Raw genomic sequence first — 20,114 nt, 5'->3', positions numbered from 1 at the left:
CGCCACCCGCACCGCCACCCCGGCCCGTCCCGGCCGACGCCCCTCCCGGGCAGCCCACCGGGCCGTTGCCGACGCTGTTGCCGCAGACCTCGGCGGGGGCGGTGATGGGCGCGACCACCTGGTTGCCGCTACCGGCGCCGAAGCGCCCGTCGGTGTCGTTCCCCGGCCGGCCGTAGCCCCCGGGACCGCCGGGACGGGGACCGCGCTCCCAGTCGTCGCCGTGGCCGCCCGGACGCGGGCCGTGGTCCCAGCCGCCACCGGGACGCGGCCCCTTCCCGTGGTCACCGTGGCCGGGTCCGCCGTGACCGTCAGGCTTACCCGGCCACCCCGGACCGCCGGGGTGACCCGGACCGCCCGGGTGCCCAGGCCCACCGGGGCGACCGGGACCACCCGGGTGGCCAGGACCGCCAGGGTGCCTCGGGCCACCCGGCCCGTCGGGCGTGCCGCCGCCGACCTCGGCGCCGCCCTCGCAGCCGGAGAAGGCCTCGCCGACGACGGCGACCGAGTTTCCGCAGATGTTGATCGGCGCGGTGATGGGGGCGACGACCTGGTTGCCGCCCAGCACCGAACCCCGGCCGGACGTGCGGTTGCCGCCGGCTCCACCGGCACCGCCCTGGCCGCTCACCGAGGCACCGCCCCGGCAACCGGCGGTCGCCCCGCCGAAGATCGCGAAGGAGTTGCCGCAGGCGGTGATCGGCGCGGTGATCGGCGCGACCACCTGGTTGCCGCCGCCGATGCTGTGGTCGCCGTTCGTACGATTGCCACCGGCCCCGCCGCCGCTCCCGCCCTCGTTCCGCACCGAGGAGCCGCCACGGCAGCCCGCCTCGGAGCGGCCGAAGACCGACACCGCGTTGCCACAGGCGTTGACGGGTGCGGTGATGGGGGCGACGACCTGGTTGCCGCCCAGCACCGAACCCCGGCCGGATGTGGTGTTGCCACCGGCGCCCGCACCGCCGCCGTCGCCCTCGACGGCGGCGCCGCCCTCCGAGGAGGCGGACGACTCCCCGGCCACGGCGGCGGAGTTGCCGCTGATGTCGATCGGCAGGGTGATCGGGAGGTTGACCTGGTTGCCGCCGCCGATCGAATGGTCACCGTCGGTGTCGGCGAAGGCCGTACCGCCGCCCATCGCCATGACGCCCAGTGCGAGCAGTGCCGCGGGGGCCGTACCCGTAACCCACGTACGCATGATTGAAGCTCCTAGCATTTCGGGGGGGACCTGACCCTCGTGAGGGCGTGCGAGGCCATGGGAGGGCCGGAAAGACCCGCACAGCGGAGGCCCCGAGGGCCGTCACGAGGAATGGCAATTGCCTTTTCTTCGGCCTGCTGATCGCTCACCGAACGGAGCGGTTCTCCTGGGGACGGAGGATGAAGGCAGGCTCCGCGACCGGCGGATCACCAGAAAAAAGGGATGGGCCGGTCCGCGAGACGAGATCAGTCAGGAGAGAAAGAAGGGTCGTCCGCCGCTGTGCGGACGACAGGGGGAAGCACGAACGCGGGCGGAACACGCTGCGTCGTCGGCCGCGGGTCGTAGGCGAACCACGCGACATCCCCCGGACCCGGCCCTGGGGTGCCGGATCCACTACCGCTCTGGGGCACGAATCCATTCGCGCCAGAGCCCTGCTCGACGGGGGCGGGCGCCGGGAACTCCGGCTGGGACTGGCTGGTGAGCCCGTCCACACCTCGCCCCGCCATGGCCTCGGCGTTTTCCGTCGCCGAAGGCCCGCCGCCGACCGTGGGGAAGACACCGGCCCCGAGGGCCGGTCCGGAGGCGGCGGTGTGAGCTGTGTGAGAGGTCTGGGAGTGGGCCTCCCCTGCCGTCGCGGTGGTGTCCGCGACCGCGGGAGCGGCACCGAGGAGCCCGAAGACGACCGCGAGCAGCCATGCGACGGCCAGGAGACCGCCGATGGCGAGGGCTCGCATGAAACCCCACCGAGTGCCGGCCGCGAACCGCGCCATCCGGTCAGCCCGGCCGGGGATCGTGTCGTCGACGGGAGGAGTCACGGGCGCGCGTCGAGCAGCGGGCGATGACGCCCTCCACTGCTCGTGCGGCACACGTGCCACGTGACCTCCCCAAACTCCTGGACAGGCCCGCTTGGACGCGGACCATCCCTCAACGGAGAGTTACGGTAGCACCACATCGAGTCAACACAACGGTTTTCCCGGTAAAGGCTCAGCAGCCGTCCAGGAAACGGTCAAGGACCCGGACCCCGAATCGGAGCGAATCCACCGGAACCCTTTCATCGATGCCATGGAACATCCCGGAGAAGTCCAGGTCGGCGGGGAGCCGCAGCGGCGCGAAGCCGAATCCCCGGATGCCCAGCCTGCTGAACGCCTTGAGGTCCGTTCCTCCCGACAGCGTGTAGGGCACGGCCAGCGCGCCCGGGTCCTCGGCGAGGAGCGCGTCGGCCATCGCGCGCACCAGCGGCCCGTCGAAGCCGGTCTCGATGGCGATGTCGTGGTAGACGAACTCCCTGGTCACGTTGGGGCCGAGCAGTTCGTCGAGCGTCTCGAAGAACTCGTCCTCGTATCCCGGCAGGAAGCGGCCGTCCACGTGCGCGGTCGCGGTCTGCGGGATCACGTTGGCCTTGTACCCCGCCTCCAGCATCGTGGGATTGGCGGTGTTGCGCAGCGTGGCGCCGATCATCCGGGCGAGCGGCCCAAGCTTGGCGACGGTCTTCTCCGCGTCGTCCAGGTCGAGTTCCAGCTCCAGGACCCGGGAGGTCTCCTCAAGGAACGTCCGCACCGTCCGCGTCATCCGGACCGGCCACTCGTACCGGCCGATGCGGCCCACCGCCTCGGCCAGCTCGGTGACCGCGTTCTCGGCGTTGAGCATCGAGCCGTGCCCGGCCCTGCCGGTGGCGGTCAGGCGCATCCAGGCGATGCCCTTCTCCGCGGCCTCGATCAGATAGAGCCTGCGCGCCTCGTCGACGGAGACGCTGAACCCGCCCACCTCGCCGATCGCCTCCGAGCACCCGTCGAACAGGCCCTTGTGCTCGTCGGCGAGCCACTGGGCGCCGTAGTTGCCCCCCGCCTCCTCGTCGGCGGTGAAGGCCAGCACCACGTCCCTCGGCGGCCTGCGCCCCTCGGCGAGCCGCTGCCGCACGACGGCGAGGATCATCGCGTCCATGTTCTTCATGTCGACCGCCCCGCGTCCCCAGACGCAGCCGTCGGCGACCTCGCCGCTGAGCGGGTGCTGGGTCCAGTCGTCGGCGTTGAAGGGGACGACGTCCAGGTGGCCGTGGAGCAGCAGGGCGTCCCGGGAGGAGTCCTCCCCGGCGATGCGGGCGACCACGTTCGCCCTGCGGCTGTCCGACTCCAGGATCTTCGGCTCCAGCCCGACCTCGGCCAGCTTCTCGGCCACGTACTCGGCGGCGGCCCGCTCACCGGGCCCCGAGTTGTCGCCCGCGTTGGTCGAGTCGATCCTGATCAGGTCGCGGCACAGCCCGACGACCTCGTCCTCAGCGTTGATCGCCGTCATGGTGGACTCCTTGGGGTTTCGGTACGGCTTCCACCTCCCATCCTGCCGCCGGGCACCCCTTCCCGGCACCCCGCCCGCAGCCGCCCTCTTACCGATATGACGGCGGCTCAAGAGTTTGCTAACCTAAGTCCGCCGACGCGGGATGACGGTCCCACGTGCAGGCACCACGTCCGGGTGGCGGAATAGGCAGACGCGCTAGCTTGAGGTGCTAGTGCCCTTTGCGGGGCATGGGGGTTCAAGTCCCCCCTCGGACACGTTCGATTCGCCCATGAGGTCCTGGTCAGACGTAGAGCTGACCAGGATTCTTCTTTTGCCGGGATGATAGGTCAGCCGAACGCCGAGCCCGGCGTACAGCCGGGCCTTCCTGACCGGCTCAGCCTTTCCCAGAAGAGGTTTCTGCAGGTCGCCATCACCTGGGGCAGGCTGCGGGTGCGGATTGGGCCGACGTTCTCACTCGCGGATGTGGTGCAGGGCCTCCCCCCGGTGTCGGCGGACGTAGGTGCTCAGATGGGCGGGTCCAGATCCCGTGCTTCCCTGAGCGCTGCGACGCGCCGTTCGCACCCCTGGCTCGAGGGATAGCCATTCACGACCATGGACACCGCCGTTCATCATCATTGATGCGATCTCCGAATTGCCCGCATATCCAAAGCATCAAGAACATCTATGCGTCCGATTCGATCATCTCGAACCCTCTCGGGACGAATAAGACCAATGATCAATATCTCAATATGATCATTCTGATCGTTCCGGATCGCCCTGAGCAGGGGGAACAGCGCGATGAACCCTGCGATCGCCGCCCGTATCCCGACCGTTCAAGAAGCAGGCCGCTCGGCCCGCGCCATCCTGCTTGCCTCATCCGAAGGACCGGGGTCAGGGGTGTGTGCCCGGGTGAAGGGCTCGGGCGCACAGCGTGAGCGCTTCCGTGAGTGTCGTGCGGTCCGGGTCGTAGATCTCGGCGAGCATGACGGCTTCGATGCTGTCGAGGGAGCGGTCGCATCGCCGGAGGGTGCTCAAACCTTTCGGGGTAAGGCGGGTGCGCAGAGCGCGGCCGCCACAGGGATGCGGATCGCGGCGGATCAGGCCGCGTTGTTCGAGATCGCGGATGACCAGGTTCATCGCCTGCGGAGTGACGAAGGCGATACGGGCCAGGTCGGCCGAGGACGGGGCGTCGCGCAGGCGCAGCTCGCTGAGCGCCATGTATCCGGTGGTCGTCATGCCGTGCCGGGCGAGCGCTTCATCCAGGCAGGCGCGGATGCGGCGTTCCAGCCGGAGCACCAGGTAGCTCACACAGGGCGGCGGTGCGTCCGGCGCAGCGGCCGCCGGGACACCCGGATCGGTCACCAGAAGACGATATCGCGCCCCGTCAGAACGGGCTCCAATGTAAGTTTCTCACACCGTTATCAAGGATGTTGATAACAAGTTACTTGATAACCAGGGAAAACGGCTCGCTGCCAGGCGAACTGGCGGGCATGCGCACCGAGCGGGCATTGACGGCAAATCGTGGCCCTTCTATTTTCCAGCGACCGACGTCAATACGCGGCGGACCGATCCGCGGCGCGCCGCGGACATGCAGAGGAGGAGCACGAATGAGACGCTTGACCACGGTGCTGGCTAGTGCCTGCGCCGCGGCGCTCTTTGCCGTCATGACCGTGGTACTCGGATCGCCGGCCGTCGCCGCCACCCTGGTGGAGGTGACCAGCTTCGGCAACAACCCGGGCAACATGCGGATGCACGTCTATGTGCCGGACTCGCGCCCGGCCTCGCCTGCGATCGTGGTTGCGATGCATGGCTGCGGCGGGTCCGGTCCCGGCTTCTACCAGGGCAGTGAGTTCGCTTCGCTGGCGAATCAATATGGCTTCATCGTCATCTACCCGACCGCCACCCAGTCGGCAGGGTTCGGCAACTGCTTCGACACCTGGTCAAACGCGGCCAAGCAGCGCGGCGGCGGCAGCGATCCGGTCTCGATCATCTCGATGATCGACTATGTCAAGCAGAATTATCAGGGAGACCCGAACCGGGTCTACGCCACTGGAAGCTCGTCCGGCGGCATGATGACCCAGCACATGCTCGCCGTCCACCCGGACGTGTTCAAGGCAGGGGCCTCCTTCATGGGTGTGCCCTTCAACTGCTTCGCCGGCGCCTCCGACTACCCGCCCGGAAGCAGCAGGTGCACCGGCGGGAGCATGGACCGAACACCCCAGCAGTGGGGCGATGCGGTCCGCCAGGCGTACCCGGGATTCTCCGGCACTCGCCCGCGCATACAACTGTGGCACGGCACCGCCGACACCCTCGTGCCCTACTCGCTGCTGCGCGAGTCGATCGAGCAGTGGACGAACGTATTCGGGCTGAGCCAGACTCCGACCAGCACCGACACCCCGCAGGCGAACTGGAACCGCAGCCGGTACGCCAATCCGTCCGGCACCGTGCAGGTGGAGGCGTACAGCATCCAGGGCGCCGGGCATGCTCTTCCGCAGAGCGGTATGGCCCGCTACGCCATCGAGTTCTTCGGCTTGACCACCAGTCCGACCGACACCACGCCGCCGACCACGCCAGGCACGCCGGTCGCGTCCAACGTGACCGCCACCAGTGCCACGCTGACCTGGACCGCGTCCACCGACCAGGGCGGCTCCGGCTTGGCCGGCTACAACGTCTACCGAGAGCAGGGCACCACCGACCCGCAGCTTGGCCAGTCCACCACCACCTCGATCACCCTGACCGGGCTGAGTGCCAACACCCAATACCAGGTGTACGTACGGGCGCGTGACGGCGCGGGCAACCTGTCGGGCAACTCCGCGCCGGCCACCTTCACCACGGCCGCCACCGGAGGCGACACCACGCCACCGACCGCCCCTGCCGGACTCACCGCCTCGGGCACCACCACAACCGGCACCAGCCTGACCTGGACGGCCTCCACTGACGACACCGGTGTGACCGGCTATGAGATCCTGCGCGCTCCCGGCGCGACGGGCGGCACGTTCGCCCAGGTCGGCACCTCGGCAACGACCTCGTTCACCGACACGGGCCTGTCTGCGGACACCACCTACCGCTACCAGGTCCGGGCGCGCGATGCCGCCGGTAACGTCTCGCCGGTCTCCAACACCGTCCAGATCACCACTCAGGGAGGTACGACCGGCGCCTGCTCGGCCACCCCGACCGTGCAGTCCCAGTGGGGGAACGGGTATGTGATCCAGCCGCTGACCATCACCAACACCAGCACCTCGACGATCACCAGCTGGACCGTCACCTTTACCCTGCCGGCCGGGCACACCCTGACCGGCTCGTGGAACGCCACCGTCACCACCAGCGGCCAGACCGTCACGGTCAGAAGCGTCAGCCACAACGGCACGCTCGCGCCGGGAGCCAGCACCACCAGCTTCGGCTTCCAAGCGAGCAGGCCCAACGGCAACACCGCCCTGCCGTCCGGCTACACCTGCGCCTGACCATCAGCCTCACGCGGTACGGAGACATCGCGAGCAATGATCGAAACCCGTGGATCTGCCGGGGAGGGGGGTACCTTCCCGGATCATCCGATGATGGTTTCGGGATAAGGCCGATGTTGGCGCGTCGGCCGGGAAGGCACACCCGTGCCGCTTACCACAGTGCCCGAGTTTCCCGCTGACGACCTCGACGGTACGGCGGGCGCCGCCTCCCTGCACACCTAGTCCGGACATGAAAGGTCCAGCCACGGAGCGTCGAAGCTACTCAGGAGATGGGCGAACGGTTCGAGTCCCCCTCGGACACGTTCGATTCGCCCATGAGGTCCTGGTCAGACGTAGAGCTGACCAGGATTCTTCTTTTGCCGGGGTGATAGGTCAGCCGAACGCCGAGCCCGGCGTACAGCCGGGCCTTCCTGACCGGCTCAGCCTTTCCCAGAATTCGTACTGCGTCACCCATGGTGTTCATCACCTTCGCGAGGTCGTCTCGGGTGAGCTGCCGCCTGCGGTTCGGTTCACGGCGTAGCTGTGCTTCGGCTCGGATCTTCTTGGCCTGTTCCTCTCGGATCCAGCCGGCGACCACGGCGGGTCCGCACCCGCCTCCAGCGCGGCGCGATGCTGGGCGAGCTTTCGATCGCATTCAGCCAGTTGACGCCGCGCCACGGCGAGACTCTCATGCTCCGACGGCTCGATCCGCTGGGCTTCGACCAGAAGGCCGAGCGTCTCATCGACTCGGTGAGGAGCGAACAACCTCCCCAGCCAGCGATCAAGCTTCGGAACGATCGCGTCCTCTATCTCGCATGCGCCGGCCTTCACCGCGGCCGCCGCCACCCGCCTGCTCGCCACAAACACGCCCGTGCGCGGTGAGGGAAACGGGGCCAGTAAAACGGCCGCGCGAGCGACCGCCGCGGCCGCGCTGCCGGCCCGCCTCGACGCTCGGTAAGAGTCGGTGGTCAGTGAGCTGGACTTCTGTGGGGCGGGCTCTGCAAGGTTATACCGTGGCCGCCGTGACGAATGTGGCGCAGATGGTGGCTTTCGCCGGTGTGATGACGCTCGGGGCGATGTCTCCCGGGCCTGACTTCGCTGTGGTCGTCCGGCGTTCCGCCGTGTCCGGCCGCGCGTACGGCATGGCCGCTGCGGCCGGGGTCTCGGCCGGTGTGTTCGTCTGGGTGCTGGCCACGGCGAGCGGCATCGCGGCTCTGCTGGCGACCTCAGCCGTGGCGTTCACCGTGGTCAAAGTCGTCGGGGCCGGCTACCTGCTGTATCTCGGGGTCAAGGCCTGGCGTGCGGCTTTGCGTAAGGGCGGCGAACTGCGGCTGGATCTACCCGACCCGGGAAAGCGCGGCCCGCTGGCGGCGTTCACCGAAGGGCTGCTGACGAACATGCTCAATCCCAAGGTGGCACTGTTCCTCATCGCGCTGGTGCCCCAGTTCGTCTCCGGCGACGCCGGACTGGGTGACGCGCTGGTGCTGTCGTTGATCGCGGTGGCGGGGACCGGAGTATGGTTCTTCCTGGTGGTCAACATCGTGGGGGCACTGCGCCGACTGTTCGCCAAGCCGGCCGTACGCAAGACCGTGGACGGGCTCACCGGAACCGCGTTGATCGCCCTCGGCATCAAGCTGGCCGTCGCCGGTCGCTCGTAGAAGGGGGGCCGTTAACGAACGTGTCACCAGCCCCGAACGAGCAGAGTTTCCCCTGTCAGACAGCCCCCCGTTGGACGACCTGACCTGGGACGACAGCACTGCTTTGCGGCTGGGCGTGGCTTCAGGAGTTCGAAGCCCTGACCTGGCGATCGGAAGAGCTTTTTGGCCCGCGATAAGTAGCGTTATCACAGGTCAGAACAGGTTTGGCTGCTGCTGACACGTTCGTTAACGGCATCCCAAGTACTGCTCCGACGCCTGCCGGTGGGCTTTCGGCCGCACGCGCGTCAGACGCCGGCGCCCCCTTACCCAGCGCCACCAACGCCAGGACGACACCCGCAAGCAGCGCCGTCACATCCGCGACCAGGCCGAACGCCTCGCACAGGCAGCCGGGAAGCTTGCCCTGGACCTGCACGCCGAAGACCTCGCCCCGCCCACTCAGCAGACCGGCCGGAAGCCTGGGCCCATCGCCGGCTACACCGCCGCCGCCCTGCCCCTGCTCGCCCAGGCCCGCACCGTCCTGGCCGCCGTCGCCGCCGACCGGGCGACCGGCGCCACCTGGGACGAGATCGCTGCCGTTCTGGATGTCAGCCCCGACACCGCCGCCCGCCGCTACCGAGCCTGACCGCACCCCCGTGAACGCAACCGACGACAGCTGCGGCACCTGGACGTTCATCACCCGCCACGCCCGCGTGCTGATCGCGATCGCTCGCGCTCCAGAGGCACGGATCCGCGACATCGCTGTCACGCTGGGCATCACTGGCTATGTACGTGAGTTGCGGAGGCGTTTGTTGCTGGGGCGGGGAAGGCGACTTCGTGTGGTGAGGAGTGATGTCGCCGAGTTTTGACGGCAGTGGGGTTCTTGCGGCGGGAGAGTCGGTGTGCTTCTCCCGTTTGGGGGCCCACGCGCATATCGGCGACCAAGGTCGAGCTGTATACGGCGATTCGCAACGTTTGCCCTGTCCGCTACCGACACCTCGGGGCGATGTCCCCCGTCGATATGTCCGCGCGTTCGGGGGCACGGCCAGCACGGCCAGCACGGCCAGCACGGCCAGCGCGACTCCGGGCCGTCGTTCCGTCGCGAGGGAGCGGCCAACGTGCCCGGATGAATCACGTCAAGCCGTGACTCGCGTGGGCCGGTATCGCAGGGCGACCGCCCCCGACCGGAACTCACGGCGGTCCACGGGCTCGAGCTGGATGCGCTCGCGCAGACCGGCGAGCAACGTCGGCCCGTGTCCGGCGAGGACCGGCTGCACAAGGAACTCGTACTCGTCGATCAGTCCCCGATCCGCCAACGCCTGGGGGAGCGTCACGCCACCCACCCACAGGCCCTCGCCTGACTCCTGCTTGAGCCGCTGAACCGCTTGCCCGAAGTCGCCTCGCACCAGCTCGGCATTCCAATCGACCGCGCTCAGCGTGCTCGACACGACGTACTTCTTCGCCCGGTCGATGGCCTCGGCGAACGGGATCTGCCACTCATCCATCCAGTCAGGCCACGTGCCCGTGGCCGGCTTCCGCCACGCCGACTCCATCATCTCGTAGGTCACCCGGCCGAACAGCAGGGCATCGGCTCGCTCCATCTCAGCGGTCCAGTAACGCATCGACTCCTCGTCCGGGGGGAGCCCCGCCTCGTGATGGCAGCAGCCGTCGAGCGTGACGTTGATCGAGTATCGAAGTGGTCTCATCTCGTTGCTCTCCTTTGATGCGCGCAGCGCGTTTTCACCGGACGTCTACTTAGACGGCTGTCGGCGCCATTTCTCATCGGCGCCCGATCCCGCCTGCTCAACACCGTCGTGATGCGAACCGGACCGCAGACCGAGCGCGCGACCGATCCGGGCGCTCGGGGCGTTCAGGGTCGCAACGAGTCTCGAAGCGCCCTGCGAGACCTACTGCCCCTCCACGACATCCTCGCCAAACAGCCACTCAGATGTCCGCCAAACCGGATCAGGCTTGGTCTCGGCACTCGGGCGGGACCGTCACGGGGGCGGCACGCCAGCCTCCAGGACCGCCGATGCCGGGAGGGCGGCTACTACTCGGCGATCGTCGTCATGACCTGCGGCTTTTTGTGTCGCGCGGGTGGAGTTTCCATTAGCGACACTGGACTTTCGTCCGAGTGCGACAAAAGTTCTACGAGTTCGGCCGTAACATCTGGACAGTCAGTACGTAACATTTTAAGCTCACACCAGAATGAGCCGCGAAGTTGGCGAAAGTTCGGGAGGTGCAGCGATTGAGAACGCAGCACCACACTCTTCGTCCCCTGCGCGGCGAGGGGCGGCGCCGCCCGAGATCAGTGGTCGGCTCGGACCCCGCGCGGTCGCACGGCCGTCGGACCGGAGCCGGAGTGACCGGGAGCCGGTCCCTTCACCCACTCACCCCCCACCCCCCTCGAACAGCCTGGAGGTCGTCATGCTGCTACCGATCTCTCCCACCATGACCCGCTGACGGCCGACGCGGCACCCGAGGGTGCCGTACCGCCGTCACAGGGCGATAGCCCCGGGTCGGCGGGAGCGGACGCCGACCGCTCCTGCCGACCCGGTCCCACCTCCCCGTTTCCTCTCTTATCGACTCTCACCGACCCGGCCCCGTTTTCTTTCCTGCCGCCCCGGTCCCACCTCTCCGTTTTTTCGCGCCGCGGTCACCCGTGACGACCGGCGACGACCACCTTCGTGCGCCCTTTGACGCGCCCACCCGCGCCCACTGAACGACTCGTCTCGCCCTCGCGGCGCTCGAAAGTGACGTGCCTCACATTTCCTGACAGCAGCTTATTGACTGTTTTACCAATAGCAGTCACAGTTTGTCCGAGCGACGTCGCCGAGGGATTCCCCACCTCTCCAACGTCGTCGGCGTGATCGGCGCACGCCCGCATGGACTCGTACCACAGGAAGCGAGCACCGCCGATCATGCTAAGAAAACTCGTCTCTTGCGTCGCCGTACTGGCGACGGCCCTCAGCCTGGCTCCCCCACCGGCGCAGGCCGCACCGAACACCGCACCGAACATCACCAAGAACACCGCGTCGAACGCGGTGGCGCTCGCGGCGCCCGGCTACACCCAGGTGACGCTCGCCAAAGGCGCGGCGGAGACCGGCGAGCCGATGGGCCTCACCGTCCTGCCCAACCGGGGCGTGCTGCACACCTCGCGCGACGGCACGATCCGCTACACCGACGTGCTGGGCAACACCAAGGTGGCGCTCACCATCCCGGTGTACACGCACGACGAGGAGGGCCTGCAGAGCATCAAGGCCGACCCGAACTTCGCGTCGAACCGGTGGGTGTACGTCTACTACGCGCCGCCGCTGTCCACCCCGGCCGGTGACGCGCCGGCCTTCGGGACGGCGGCGCAGTTCGCGCCGTTCAACGGGGTGAACCGGCTCGCCAGGTACACGGTGAACGCCGACCACACCCTCAACGCGGCCTCCGCGGTCACCGTCCTCGACGTCCCCACCAGCAGGGGCATGTGCTGTCACGTCGGCGGCGACATCGACTTCGACGCGGCCGGGAACCTCTACCTGTCCACCGGTGACGACACGAACCCGTTCGACTCCGGCGGTTACACGCCGATCGACGAGCGGACCGACCGCAACCCCGCCTACGACGCGCAGCGCACCTCCGCCAACAGCAACGACCTGCGGGGCAAGGTGCTGCGGATCAAGCCGAGCGCGGCCGGCGGCTACACGATCCCCTCGGGCAACATGTTCGCGCCCGGCACCGCGAACACCCGGCCGGAGATCTACGCGATGGGGTTCCGCAATCCGTTCCGGATGAACGTGGACAAGGCCACCGGCATCGTCTACCTGGGCGACTACGGGCCGGACGCGGGCACCGCGAGCGCCACCCGCGGCCCGGCGGCGTCGGTCTCGTTCGAGCGCATCACCCAGCCCGGCTTCTACGGCTGGCCGTACTGCTCGCAGTTCAACGTGCCGTACATCGACTTCACGTTCCCGTCGGGTCCTTCGGGCTCCGCGTTCAACTGCGCCGGCGGGCCGGTGAACACCTCGCGCAACAACACCGGCATCACCCAGCTCCCGGCCTCGCGCGCGGCCTGGCTGCCGTACGGGGTCGGCCAGGACCGGTCGGAGCTGTGCTGCGGAAGCTGGTCGCCGATGAACGCCCCGGTCTACAACTACGACGCCGGGCTCGCCTCCGACGTGAAGTTCCCGGCGTCGATGAACGGCAAGGTGTTCATCGGCGAGTTCGGCCGGCGGTGGATCAAGACGGTCACCCTCGCCTCCGGCGGCGGGGTGGGCGCGATCGAGCCCTTCCCCGCCTGGACCGGCACCCAGGTGATGGACATGGAGTTCGGGCCGGACGGCGCGCTGTACGTGCTCGACTACGGCACCGGCTGGTTCGGCGGCGACGCGAACTCGGCCGTGTACAGGATCGAGTACAACTCGGGCACCGGACAGGCGCCGATCCCGGTGATCAACGCCACCCCGAAGTCCGGTAACGCGCCGCTCACCGTGCAGTTCAGCTCGGCCGGGACGACGGATCCGGACGGCGACCCGATCACCTACGCGTGGGACTTCACGACGAACGGCAGCACCGACTCGACCGCGGCCAACCCGTCGTTCACCTACACGGCCAACGGCACGTACACCGCGACGTTGACGGTGAGCGACAACACCGGCCGCAGCGCCACGGCGAGCACCGTCATCAGCGTCGGGCAGCCGACGGTCACCCTCAACCTGCCGCTCAACGGGCGGGTGTTCAACTTCGGCGACGCGATCCCGTTCCAGATCAGCGTCACCGATCCGAACTCCCCGACCGTCGACTGCTCCCGAGTGAAGATCAACTACATTCTCGGCCACGACAGTCACGGCCACCAGATGACCAGCGCGACCGGCTGCTCGGGGACCATCCAGACTCCCGTGGACGGTGAGCACGACGCCAACGCGAACATCTTCGGCGTCTTCGACGCGGAGTACACCCCGGCCGGCTCGACCACGGCCGTCCACGCGCCGCAGGCCGTCCTGCAGCCGCGGACCCGCCAGGCCGAGCACTACAGCGCCCAGCAGGGTGTGCAGATCGTGGCCAAGCCGTCGGCGAACGGCGGCAACGCGGTCGGGCACGTCGAGAGCGGGGACTGGATCTCGTTCACGCCGTACAACCTGACCGGGGTCACGTCGTTCACCGCCCGGGTCGCGTCGGCGGGCGCCGGTGGCACGCTCACCCTGCGGGCCGGTTCCGCGACCGGGACGGTGATCGGCACGGCCACGGTCGCGCCGACCGGCGGCTGGGAGAACTGGGTCAACGTCACCGGCACGGTGACGCCGCCCTCGGGGACGACGAACCTGTTCCTGGTCTTCACCGGGGGGACGGGGTCGCTGTTCGACCTCGACTCCTTCACCTTCAACGGTGGCACCACGTCGACGAACCTCGCGCTGAACAAGCCGGCGACGGCCTCCAGCGTGGAGTCGGCCACCTACCCCGCCTCCGCCGCGGTGGACGCGTCGGCGACGACCCGGTGGTCCAGCGCGTTCTCCGACCCGCAGTGGATCCAGGTCGACCTGGGCGCCACGTACACGATCAACAGGGTGCGTCTGGTGTGGGAGGCGGCCTACGGCTCCGCGTACCAGATCCAGACCTCGACGAACGGAACGACCTGGGCCAATGCCCGATCGGTGACCGGCGGCAACGGCGGTGAGGACGACCACACCGGCCTGAGTGCCTCCGCCAGGTACGTGCGGATCCACGGCACCACCCGGGCCACGGTGTACGGGTACTCCCTGTTCACCTTCGAGGTCTACGGAAGCTGATCAACGGGGCGGGGCCGGTCACCCGGCTCCGCCCCGCCGGAGACGAGGGTCCGGACATGGCGGTGGCCCCGCCTCACCCCCCCAGGGGAAACGGGGCCACCGTTTTCCGACCGGACCCGCCTGAGCCGGGTGAGCGCACATCCGGTCGGAAAATCAGGTACGGCGCTACGCGGCCGTCGTCACGAGGTCAGCCCGCGCTGCAGGAGACCGTCGGCCAGGTCGAGTTACCGTTGCGCTGGATCGTCACACCCCAGTTGTTGCCGTTGCCGTTGGGCCTCGCGGTCAGCACCTGGGCGCTGGGGTAGTTGGCGCTGATGTTCCAGGTGGAGAGGATCTTCGCGGGGGACGGGACGTTCATCGTCACGGTCCAGTTGTTCGAACCGCTGACCGAGACGTTGAGGTTGTAGCGGTCACTCCACTGCTCGCCCGCGGAGAGCGACGCGGTGCAGCCACCGTTGCCGCCGCCGTTGTTGCCACCGCCGTTGTCGCCGCCGGAGGAGCCGCCGATCGTGATGTTGGAGTTTCCGCTGCTCTGGTATCCCTCGGTGGCGAGGATCATGTAGTCGTGGCTGCCCAGGTTCATGCCGTTACGGGCCCACGCGTCGAAGTGGTTGCCGGAGGTTATGGTCCCGCCGGTCTTCTTCGACTGCCGGACGCTCCAGTACTGGTTGAACGTCTTGTTGCCCTCGATGGAGGGGGCGTTGTACCGCGTCGTCTGGTAGATGTCGTACGTGCCGCCGTCGCTGGTGACGGTGCCCTTGTACGTGCCGGTGGGCCGGTAGGTGCCCCAGTTGTCGACGATGTAGTACTCCACGAGCGGGTTTCTCGTCCATCCGTAGAGGGTGAGGTAGGCGTTGCCCGACGGGTTGAAGCTGCCCGAGTAGTTCACGGCCCTGCGCGAGCCGGTGCGCCAGCCCTTGCCGGCGACGAAGTTCCCGGTGTTCCTCCACGAGGTGCTGTAGTTTCCGCCGGACCCCAGTTCCATGGAGACCGTGCCCTGGCTGTCGGTCCAGAACGAATAGAAGTAGCCGCCGTTGTCGCCGGTCTGGTTGGTGGTGACGGCCGCGTGGGCCGGGCCGGGCAGTACCGCCACGGCGATGGCCAGGGCCACGGCGCAGGCACGGCCGACGAGCAGCCTGACGCGACCGCGTCCGCGCCTCTTGCGGGGGGCATCGTTCATGTGCGTGCTTCCTCCTCGTGAGGGCTGGGGCAGGCAGCGTGATACGACCCGGCGGAGCTCGCGGTGGCCGAGGGGACGTCCACCACGCGTTGGGGTCGTACAACGCGGCAGGGCTGGCCGGCCGTCGTACGGTCGACGGCCGGAGGACCAGGCCGCGCGGCGAGTGACCCGGATCGGCAGCGTTTCGGGCTGTCGATGGTGAGAGTGTGGGTTCGCCTCCGCCGAACTGTCAATAAGTTTCAGAAACATATCGGAAATCTGATCTTGCTAGAGCTTTGCCGATAGAACGTTTTGCCTGGTAGCAGAGATTGCGTCATCAAGCGAGGCCGGATTGCTCCATGAAAGCTTCTCCCTGATGATCAAATACAAGGCGGCGATTCCGAAACGTTTCGATGCTTCCTTGACAGGTTTCGTAACAATCCACAGAATGACTCACCAAACAGGCCCTGCTCGCCTCACCCGGGGCGAGTGACGACGGAACCGCGGTTCCGTGCGTTCCGTACGTGTTACGCCGCAGCCGTACGGTGTCCGTTCTCACCGATCGATGTTCCAGTGGAGGAACAGAATGATCGAAAACGCGACCATCGGCAGTGGAGGCCGGAGACGCCGCTCGCGCGTCCGGAATTCACTCGTCATGAGTCTCCTCGTGGTTCTCGGAACGGTGTTCGCCGTGACCTCATCACCCGCGGCGCAGGCCGCCGACTGCAGTGCCGGATATGTCGGACTCACCTACGACGACGGTCCCAACCCCGGCAACACCGCCAACCTGCTGAACGCCCTGAAGCAGAACGGCCTGCGGGCCACCATGTTCAACACCGGGCAGAACGCCCAGAACAACCAGGCCCTGGTCCGCGCCCAGCAGGACGCCGGCATGTGGATCGGCAACCACAGCTACACCCACCCCCACCTCGTCAACATGAGCAGCTCCCAGATCCAGTCGGAGCTCCAGCGGACCCAGCAGGCGATCCAGCAGGCCACGGGGACCGCCCCCAAGCTCTTCCGGCCTCCGTACGGGGAGACCAACGCCACCCTGCGATCGGTCGCGCAGCAGCTCGGCCTCACCGAGATCATCTGGGACGTCGACTCCCAGGACTGGAACGGCGCCAGTACGGCCCAGATCGTGCAGGCCGCCGGACGACTGCAGAACGGCCAGATCATCCTGATGCACGACCAGTACGCGACGACGCTCAACGCGATCCCGCAGATCGCCGCGAACCTCAGAAGCCGCAACCTGTGCGCCGGCATGATCTCCCCCTCCACCGGCAGGGCCGTGGCGCCTGACGGCGGCACCACCCCGACCAACCCGCCGACCGGCAGCTGCACGGCCGGCATCACCGCCGGCCAGCAGTGGAGCGACCGGTTCAACCTGTCGGTCAACGTCTCGGGAAGCAACAACTGGATCGTCACCGTGACCCTGCGGAACGCCCAGCGGATCAGCTCCACCTGGAACGGCAGCCCGACCTGGGACGGCAGCGGCAAGGTCATGACGATGCGTCCCAACGGCAGCGGCAACACCTTCGGCTTCACCGTGATGCACGGCGGCGACTGGACCTGGCCGACGGTCTCCTGCCGGGTGGGCTGACCTTCCCCACGACCTCGGCCTCGCCGGTGACCCCGGACGAGGCCGACGGACGACGGGTGCCGGTGAGCTCACGGAGCCGTCATCCGGCCGTGTCGGTCCCCGCACCGCGGATCCGCGGTGCGGGGACCGACGTCATCACTTTTCTTTGTCGTGTCGAAAATTTTTCGGGGGCCGATTCCGAGGGAGTTCGATGAAGCGTTTACTGATTGTCGGTACCACCACGCTCATGCTGGCCGGTGCGCTGAACACCGTCCCCGTGCAGGCGAAGGAGCGGCCCCCCAAGGTCGCCGAGCAGAGCCTGCGCGCACTCGCCGCCCGCCACAACCTCGCCATCGGCACCGCCGTCGACATGGACGTGCTGCGCGACGCGAGCGATCCGCAGTACCGTGCGCTCACCGCCTCGCAGTTCTCCACCGTCACCGCCGAGAACGCGATGAAGTGGGAGTCGCTGGAACCGACCCGGGGCGTGTACAACTGGGGGCCGGCCGACGAGCTGATCGAATTCGCCCGCAAGAACAAGCAGCAGGTCCGCGGGCACGTGCTGGTCTGGCAGAACCAGCTGCCGACCTGGCTCACCAAGGGCGTCGAGGACGGGACGATCAGCAAGACCCAGCTCCGCGACATCCTGCGCGACCACATCACCACCGTCGTCAAGCGCTACAAGGGCAAGATCTGGCAGTGGGACGTCGTCAACGAGGCGGCCAGCGACCCGTGGGACAGCCCGTCGTCGATCCACCTGAAGGGCTTCTGGGCGCAGCACCTCGGCCCCGGCTACATCGCCGACGCCTTCCGCTGGGCCCGCGCGGCCGACCCGGGCGCGCTGCTGTTCTACAACGACTACAACATCGAGGCGTTCGGCGATCGTGGCGCCTCGGACAAGACCTGGTACGTCTACAACATGGTCAGGCAACTGCGCGCGAGCGGCGTCCCCATCGACGGCGTGGGCAGCCAGGGGCATCTCGGCACCCAGTACGGCAACTTCAACGCCTTCCAGGCGCTGGAGGTGCTCGACGCCTTCTCCGACCTCGGGCTCGCCACGGCGTTCACCGAGGTGGACGTGCGCAGCCAGATGACCGACGGCGTGCGTGCGGGCGACTCCAACGAGGTCAACCCCCGCCTCCAGGCGTCGGCGGCCAACTTCAGCGTGCTCCTGCAGGCATGCCTCGCCAACCGGCACTGTCTGGCCTACACCGTCTGGGGATTCACCGACAGGCACTCCTGGGTGCCCGGCTGGTTCTCCGACCCCCCGGAGGGCCTGGCCACCCTGTACGACGAGTCCTACCGGCCCAAGCTCGCCTACAACGTCGTCAAGGCCGACCTGGCGTTCACCGGACCGCCCAACGTCCTGCCGAGGATCCCGCAGAAGCCCCGGCGATGAGCGAAGGCGGGGTGTCCGTGCTCGGACACCCCGCCGTTTCCCGGCCGAGCCTCCCGTGGAGGACTCGGTGACGAGACGAACGGGCCGGGCCGCGAATAGCGCGGCCCGGCCCGAAATCGGATCAGGGGCTGGTGCAGGTGGCCGTGGGGGTGGCCGCGGTGCCGTTGCCGGTGAAGCCGAAGGTGGTCGACTGACCCGCCGCGATGGAACCGTTGTAGGGGGCGTTGCGGACGGTCACGTTGGAACCGGACACGGTGTGCTGGCCGTTCCACAGGCTGCTGATGCTCTGCCCGCCAGGCCAGGCCCACTGCACGGTCCATCCGTTGACCGGCGAGCTACCCGCGCGAACGGTCACCGTCGTCTGGAACCCTCCCGGCCAGCTGTTGGTCGTCTCGACCGTCGCCGTACACGCCCCCGTACCCGGGGTGGGAGTCGGCGTCGGCGTCGGGGTCGGGGTGGGCGTCGGGGTCGGGGTCACGGTGGGAGTGGGCGACGGGGTGGGGTTCGGGGTCGCGGCGTTGAGCGCGTCCAGGACGGCGTTGTAGGCCGGCTTCTTGTTGCCGCCGCTGAACAGCAGCGGGGTGTCGCCCGAGCGCCAGGAGTCCTGGTCGCGGACGCCCCACACGGTGATGCCGTTGCAGCGGGGCACGGCCAGGCAGTCGTTGACCACCGCGGCGTAGGTCTGCGGGGAGGCGCCCTGGATGTCCAGCTCGGTGATCTGCACGTCCACACCCAGCGCCGCGAAGCTCTGGATGGTGGTGCGGTAGTTGCTGTTGTACGGGCTGCCGCTGTTGAAGTGCGACTGCAGGCCGACGCAGTCGATCGGCACGCCGCGCTGCTTGAAGTCGCGGACCATGTTGTAGACGCCCTGGGTCTTGGCCCAGGTCCAGTTGTCGATGTTGTAGTCGTTGTAGCAGAGCTTGGCGGCCGGGTCGGCGGCGCGCGCGGTGCGGAAGGCGACCTCGATCCAGTCGTTGCCGGTGCGCTGCAGGTTGGAGTCGCGTCGTCCGCCGCCGCTGTCGGAGAAGGCCTCGTTCACCACGTCCCAGGCGTAGATCTTGCCCTTGTAGTAGTTCATCACACCGTTGATGTGGTTGATCATCGCCTGGCGCAGCGCGCTGCCGGACATGTTCTCCATCCAGCGCGGCTGCTGGGCGTGCCAGGCCAGCGTGTGCCCGCGCACCCGCTTGCCGTTCTGCACCGCCCAGTTGTAGATGCGGTCGGCGTTGCCGAAGCTGAACTGGTTCTGGTTCGGCTCCGTGGCGTCGATCTTCATCTCGTTCTCGGCCGTGATCATGTCGAACTCACGGTTCGCGATCGTGGTGTACTGCGAATCACCGAGCCTGCCGGCGCTGATCGCGGTGCCGAAGTATCGCCCGCTCTGCTGGGCCGCCGCGCCGAGCGTGGTCGCCGCGGCGCTCGCGGAACCGGCGGAAGTGGCACCGGCCGAACCCGGAACCGTCACCGCCGCGATCGTGCCGAGCACGAGGGTGCCGAGGGCACCGGCGACCAGGGTCCGGCGGAGACCACCGAGGGGGCGCCGGGTTCCGGGTGGGGGGATGGCATTTGTGCCCATGCCTGAGCCTCCATAAATGCATCACGGGAAACACGGGGGACATCCCCGTGAGTTCGACGTCACGCCCGTTGCCGGAAAGGCCGGAAAGGCACA

The 20,114-nt window shown here is 68.1% G+C and carries 15 protein-coding genes and 1 tRNA gene; 7 read left to right on the top strand and 9 right to left on the bottom strand.

The window, feature by feature from the left end; genetic code table 11:
- From AB0B90_RS16750 to AB0B90_RS16740, 3 genes are all read right to left on the bottom strand, one after another.
- A partial coding sequence (locus AB0B90_RS16750; RefSeq protein WP_362923237.1) for a chaplin family protein occupies positions 1–1,186 on the bottom strand: 1,186 nt, incomplete at its 3' end.
- Positions 1,187–1,431: 245 nt separating this feature from the next.
- The gene (locus AB0B90_RS16745) at positions 1,432–1,920 is read right to left on the bottom strand and encodes a hypothetical protein (RefSeq protein ID WP_350941622.1); all 489 of its coding nucleotides are present in this window, start codon (positions 1,918–1,920) and stop codon (positions 1,432–1,434) included.
- 250 nt (positions 1,921–2,170) lie between these two features.
- On the bottom strand, positions 2,171–3,478 hold the full coding sequence (locus AB0B90_RS16740; protein ID WP_350941623.1) for a M20/M25/M40 family metallo-hydrolase: 1,308 nt from the start codon (positions 3,476–3,478) through the stop codon (positions 2,171–2,173).
- 168 nt (positions 3,479–3,646) lie between these two features.
- On the opposite strand from AB0B90_RS16740, the gene AB0B90_RS16735 reads away from it, so the two are divergent.
- Positions 3,647–3,732 (top strand) — tRNA-Leu (locus AB0B90_RS16735).
- 616 nt (positions 3,733–4,348) lie between these two features.
- Here the strand turns inward: AB0B90_RS16735 and AB0B90_RS16730 are convergent.
- Positions 4,349–4,819, bottom strand: a complete 471-nt coding sequence (locus AB0B90_RS16730; RefSeq protein WP_362923234.1) for a MarR family transcriptional regulator — start codon at positions 4,817–4,819, stop codon at positions 4,349–4,351.
- A gap of 245 nt (positions 4,820–5,064) precedes the next feature.
- Between AB0B90_RS16730 and AB0B90_RS16725 the strand changes: the two genes are divergently transcribed.
- A complete protein-coding gene (locus AB0B90_RS16725; protein WP_362923232.1) occupies positions 5,065–6,918 on the top strand; it encodes a PHB depolymerase family esterase in 1,854 nt (617 codons plus the stop codon).
- 262 nt (positions 6,919–7,180) lie between these two features.
- Here the strand turns inward: AB0B90_RS16725 and AB0B90_RS16720 are convergent, their stop codons facing one another.
- Positions 7,181–7,495, bottom strand: coding sequence for a hypothetical protein (locus tag AB0B90_RS16720; RefSeq protein ID WP_350941653.1), 315 nt, complete (start codon positions 7,493–7,495; stop codon positions 7,181–7,183).
- A gap of 32 nt (positions 7,496–7,527) precedes the next feature.
- Here AB0B90_RS16720 and AB0B90_RS16715 point away from each other — a divergent pair, with 32 nt between their 5' ends.
- Both AB0B90_RS16715 and AB0B90_RS16710 read left to right on the top strand, forming a co-directional pair.
- Positions 7,528–7,779, top strand: a complete 252-nt coding sequence (locus tag AB0B90_RS16715; protein ID WP_362923229.1) for a hypothetical protein — start codon at positions 7,528–7,530, stop codon at positions 7,777–7,779.
- 140 nt (positions 7,780–7,919) lie between these two features.
- A complete protein-coding gene (locus AB0B90_RS16710) occupies positions 7,920–8,555 on the top strand; it encodes a LysE family translocator (protein ID WP_350941655.1) in 636 nt (211 codons plus the stop codon).
- A 121-nt stretch (positions 8,556–8,676) separates the two neighbouring features.
- Here AB0B90_RS16710 and AB0B90_RS16705 read toward each other — a convergent pair whose 3' ends face one another.
- Entirely contained in the window at positions 8,677–9,309 is a 633-nt protein-coding gene (locus tag AB0B90_RS16705) for a hypothetical protein (RefSeq protein WP_362923227.1), read from the bottom strand.
- A 358-nt stretch (positions 9,310–9,667) separates the two neighbouring features.
- Positions 9,668–10,237, bottom strand: coding sequence for a dihydrofolate reductase family protein (locus AB0B90_RS16700; RefSeq protein ID WP_350941658.1), 570 nt, complete (start codon positions 10,235–10,237; stop codon positions 9,668–9,670).
- 1,215 nt (positions 10,238–11,452) lie between these two features.
- Here AB0B90_RS16700 and AB0B90_RS16695 point away from each other — a divergent pair.
- The gene (locus AB0B90_RS16695) at positions 11,453–14,305 is read left to right on the top strand and encodes a carbohydrate-binding protein (protein ID WP_362923224.1); all 2,853 of its coding nucleotides are present in this window, start codon (positions 11,453–11,455) and stop codon (positions 14,303–14,305) included.
- 187 nt (positions 14,306–14,492) lie between these two features.
- On the opposite strand, the gene AB0B90_RS16690 is transcribed toward AB0B90_RS16695, so the two are convergent.
- Positions 14,493–15,485, bottom strand: a complete 993-nt coding sequence (locus AB0B90_RS16690) for a glycoside hydrolase family 11 protein (protein WP_350941698.1) — start codon at positions 15,483–15,485, stop codon at positions 14,493–14,495.
- A 670-nt stretch (positions 15,486–16,155) separates the two neighbouring features.
- On the opposite strand from AB0B90_RS16690, the gene AB0B90_RS16685 reads away from it, so the two are divergent.
- Both AB0B90_RS16685 and AB0B90_RS16680 read left to right on the top strand, forming a co-directional pair.
- Entirely contained in the window at positions 16,156–17,067 is a 912-nt protein-coding gene (locus AB0B90_RS16685) for a polysaccharide deacetylase family protein (RefSeq protein ID WP_362923221.1), read from the top strand.
- 190 nt (positions 17,068–17,257) lie between these two features.
- Positions 17,258–18,445, top strand: a complete 1,188-nt coding sequence (locus tag AB0B90_RS16680) for an endo-1,4-beta-xylanase (RefSeq protein ID WP_350941702.1) — start codon at positions 17,258–17,260, stop codon at positions 18,443–18,445.
- Between the two features lie 121 nt (positions 18,446–18,566).
- Here the strand turns inward: AB0B90_RS16680 and AB0B90_RS16675 are convergent, their stop codons facing one another.
- On the bottom strand, positions 18,567–20,021 hold the full coding sequence (locus AB0B90_RS16675) for an endo-1,4-beta-xylanase (RefSeq protein ID WP_350941704.1): 1,455 nt from the start codon (positions 20,019–20,021) through the stop codon (positions 18,567–18,569).
- Positions 20,022–20,114: the final 93 nt, after the last annotated feature.

It is taken from the genome of Streptosporangium sp. NPDC049078 (assembly GCF_040648855.1).
GTDB lineage: Bacteria > Actinomycetota > Actinomycetes > Streptosporangiales > Streptosporangiaceae > Streptosporangium.
The sequence above is the reverse complement of the archived record's forward strand: the minus strand, read 5'-3'. Positions and strand labels throughout refer to the sequence as shown.

Coding starts and splice junctions, on each gene's coding strand:
- AB0B90_RS16745 (WP_350941622.1), bottom strand. CDS start 1,920: ATGCGAGCCCTCGCCATCGGCGGTCTCCTGGCCGTCGCATGGCTGCTC.
- AB0B90_RS16740 (WP_350941623.1), bottom strand. CDS start 3,478: ATGACGGCGATCAACGCTGAGGACGAGGTCGTCGGGCTGTGCCGCGAC.
- AB0B90_RS16725 (WP_362923232.1), top strand. CDS start 5,065: ATGAGACGCTTGACCACGGTGCTGGCTAGTGCCTGCGCCGCGGCGCTC.
- AB0B90_RS16715 (WP_362923229.1), top strand. CDS start 7,528: ATGCTGGGCGAGCTTTCGATCGCATTCAGCCAGTTGACGCCGCGCCAC.
- AB0B90_RS16705 (WP_362923227.1), bottom strand. CDS start 9,309: ATGCCCAGCGTGACAGCGATGTCGCGGATCCGTGCCTCTGGAGCGCGA.
- AB0B90_RS16700 (WP_350941658.1), bottom strand. CDS start 10,237: ATGAGACCACTTCGATACTCGATCAACGTCACGCTCGACGGCTGCTGC.
- AB0B90_RS16695 (WP_362923224.1), top strand. CDS start 11,453: ATGCTAAGAAAACTCGTCTCTTGCGTCGCCGTACTGGCGACGGCCCTC.
- AB0B90_RS16690 (WP_350941698.1), bottom strand. CDS start 15,485: ATGAACGATGCCCCCCGCAAGAGGCGCGGACGCGGTCGCGTCAGGCTG.
- AB0B90_RS16680 (WP_350941702.1), top strand. CDS start 17,258: ATGAAGCGTTTACTGATTGTCGGTACCACCACGCTCATGCTGGCCGGT.
- AB0B90_RS16675 (WP_350941704.1), bottom strand. CDS start 20,021: ATGGGCACAAATGCCATCCCCCCACCCGGAACCCGGCGCCCCCTCGGT.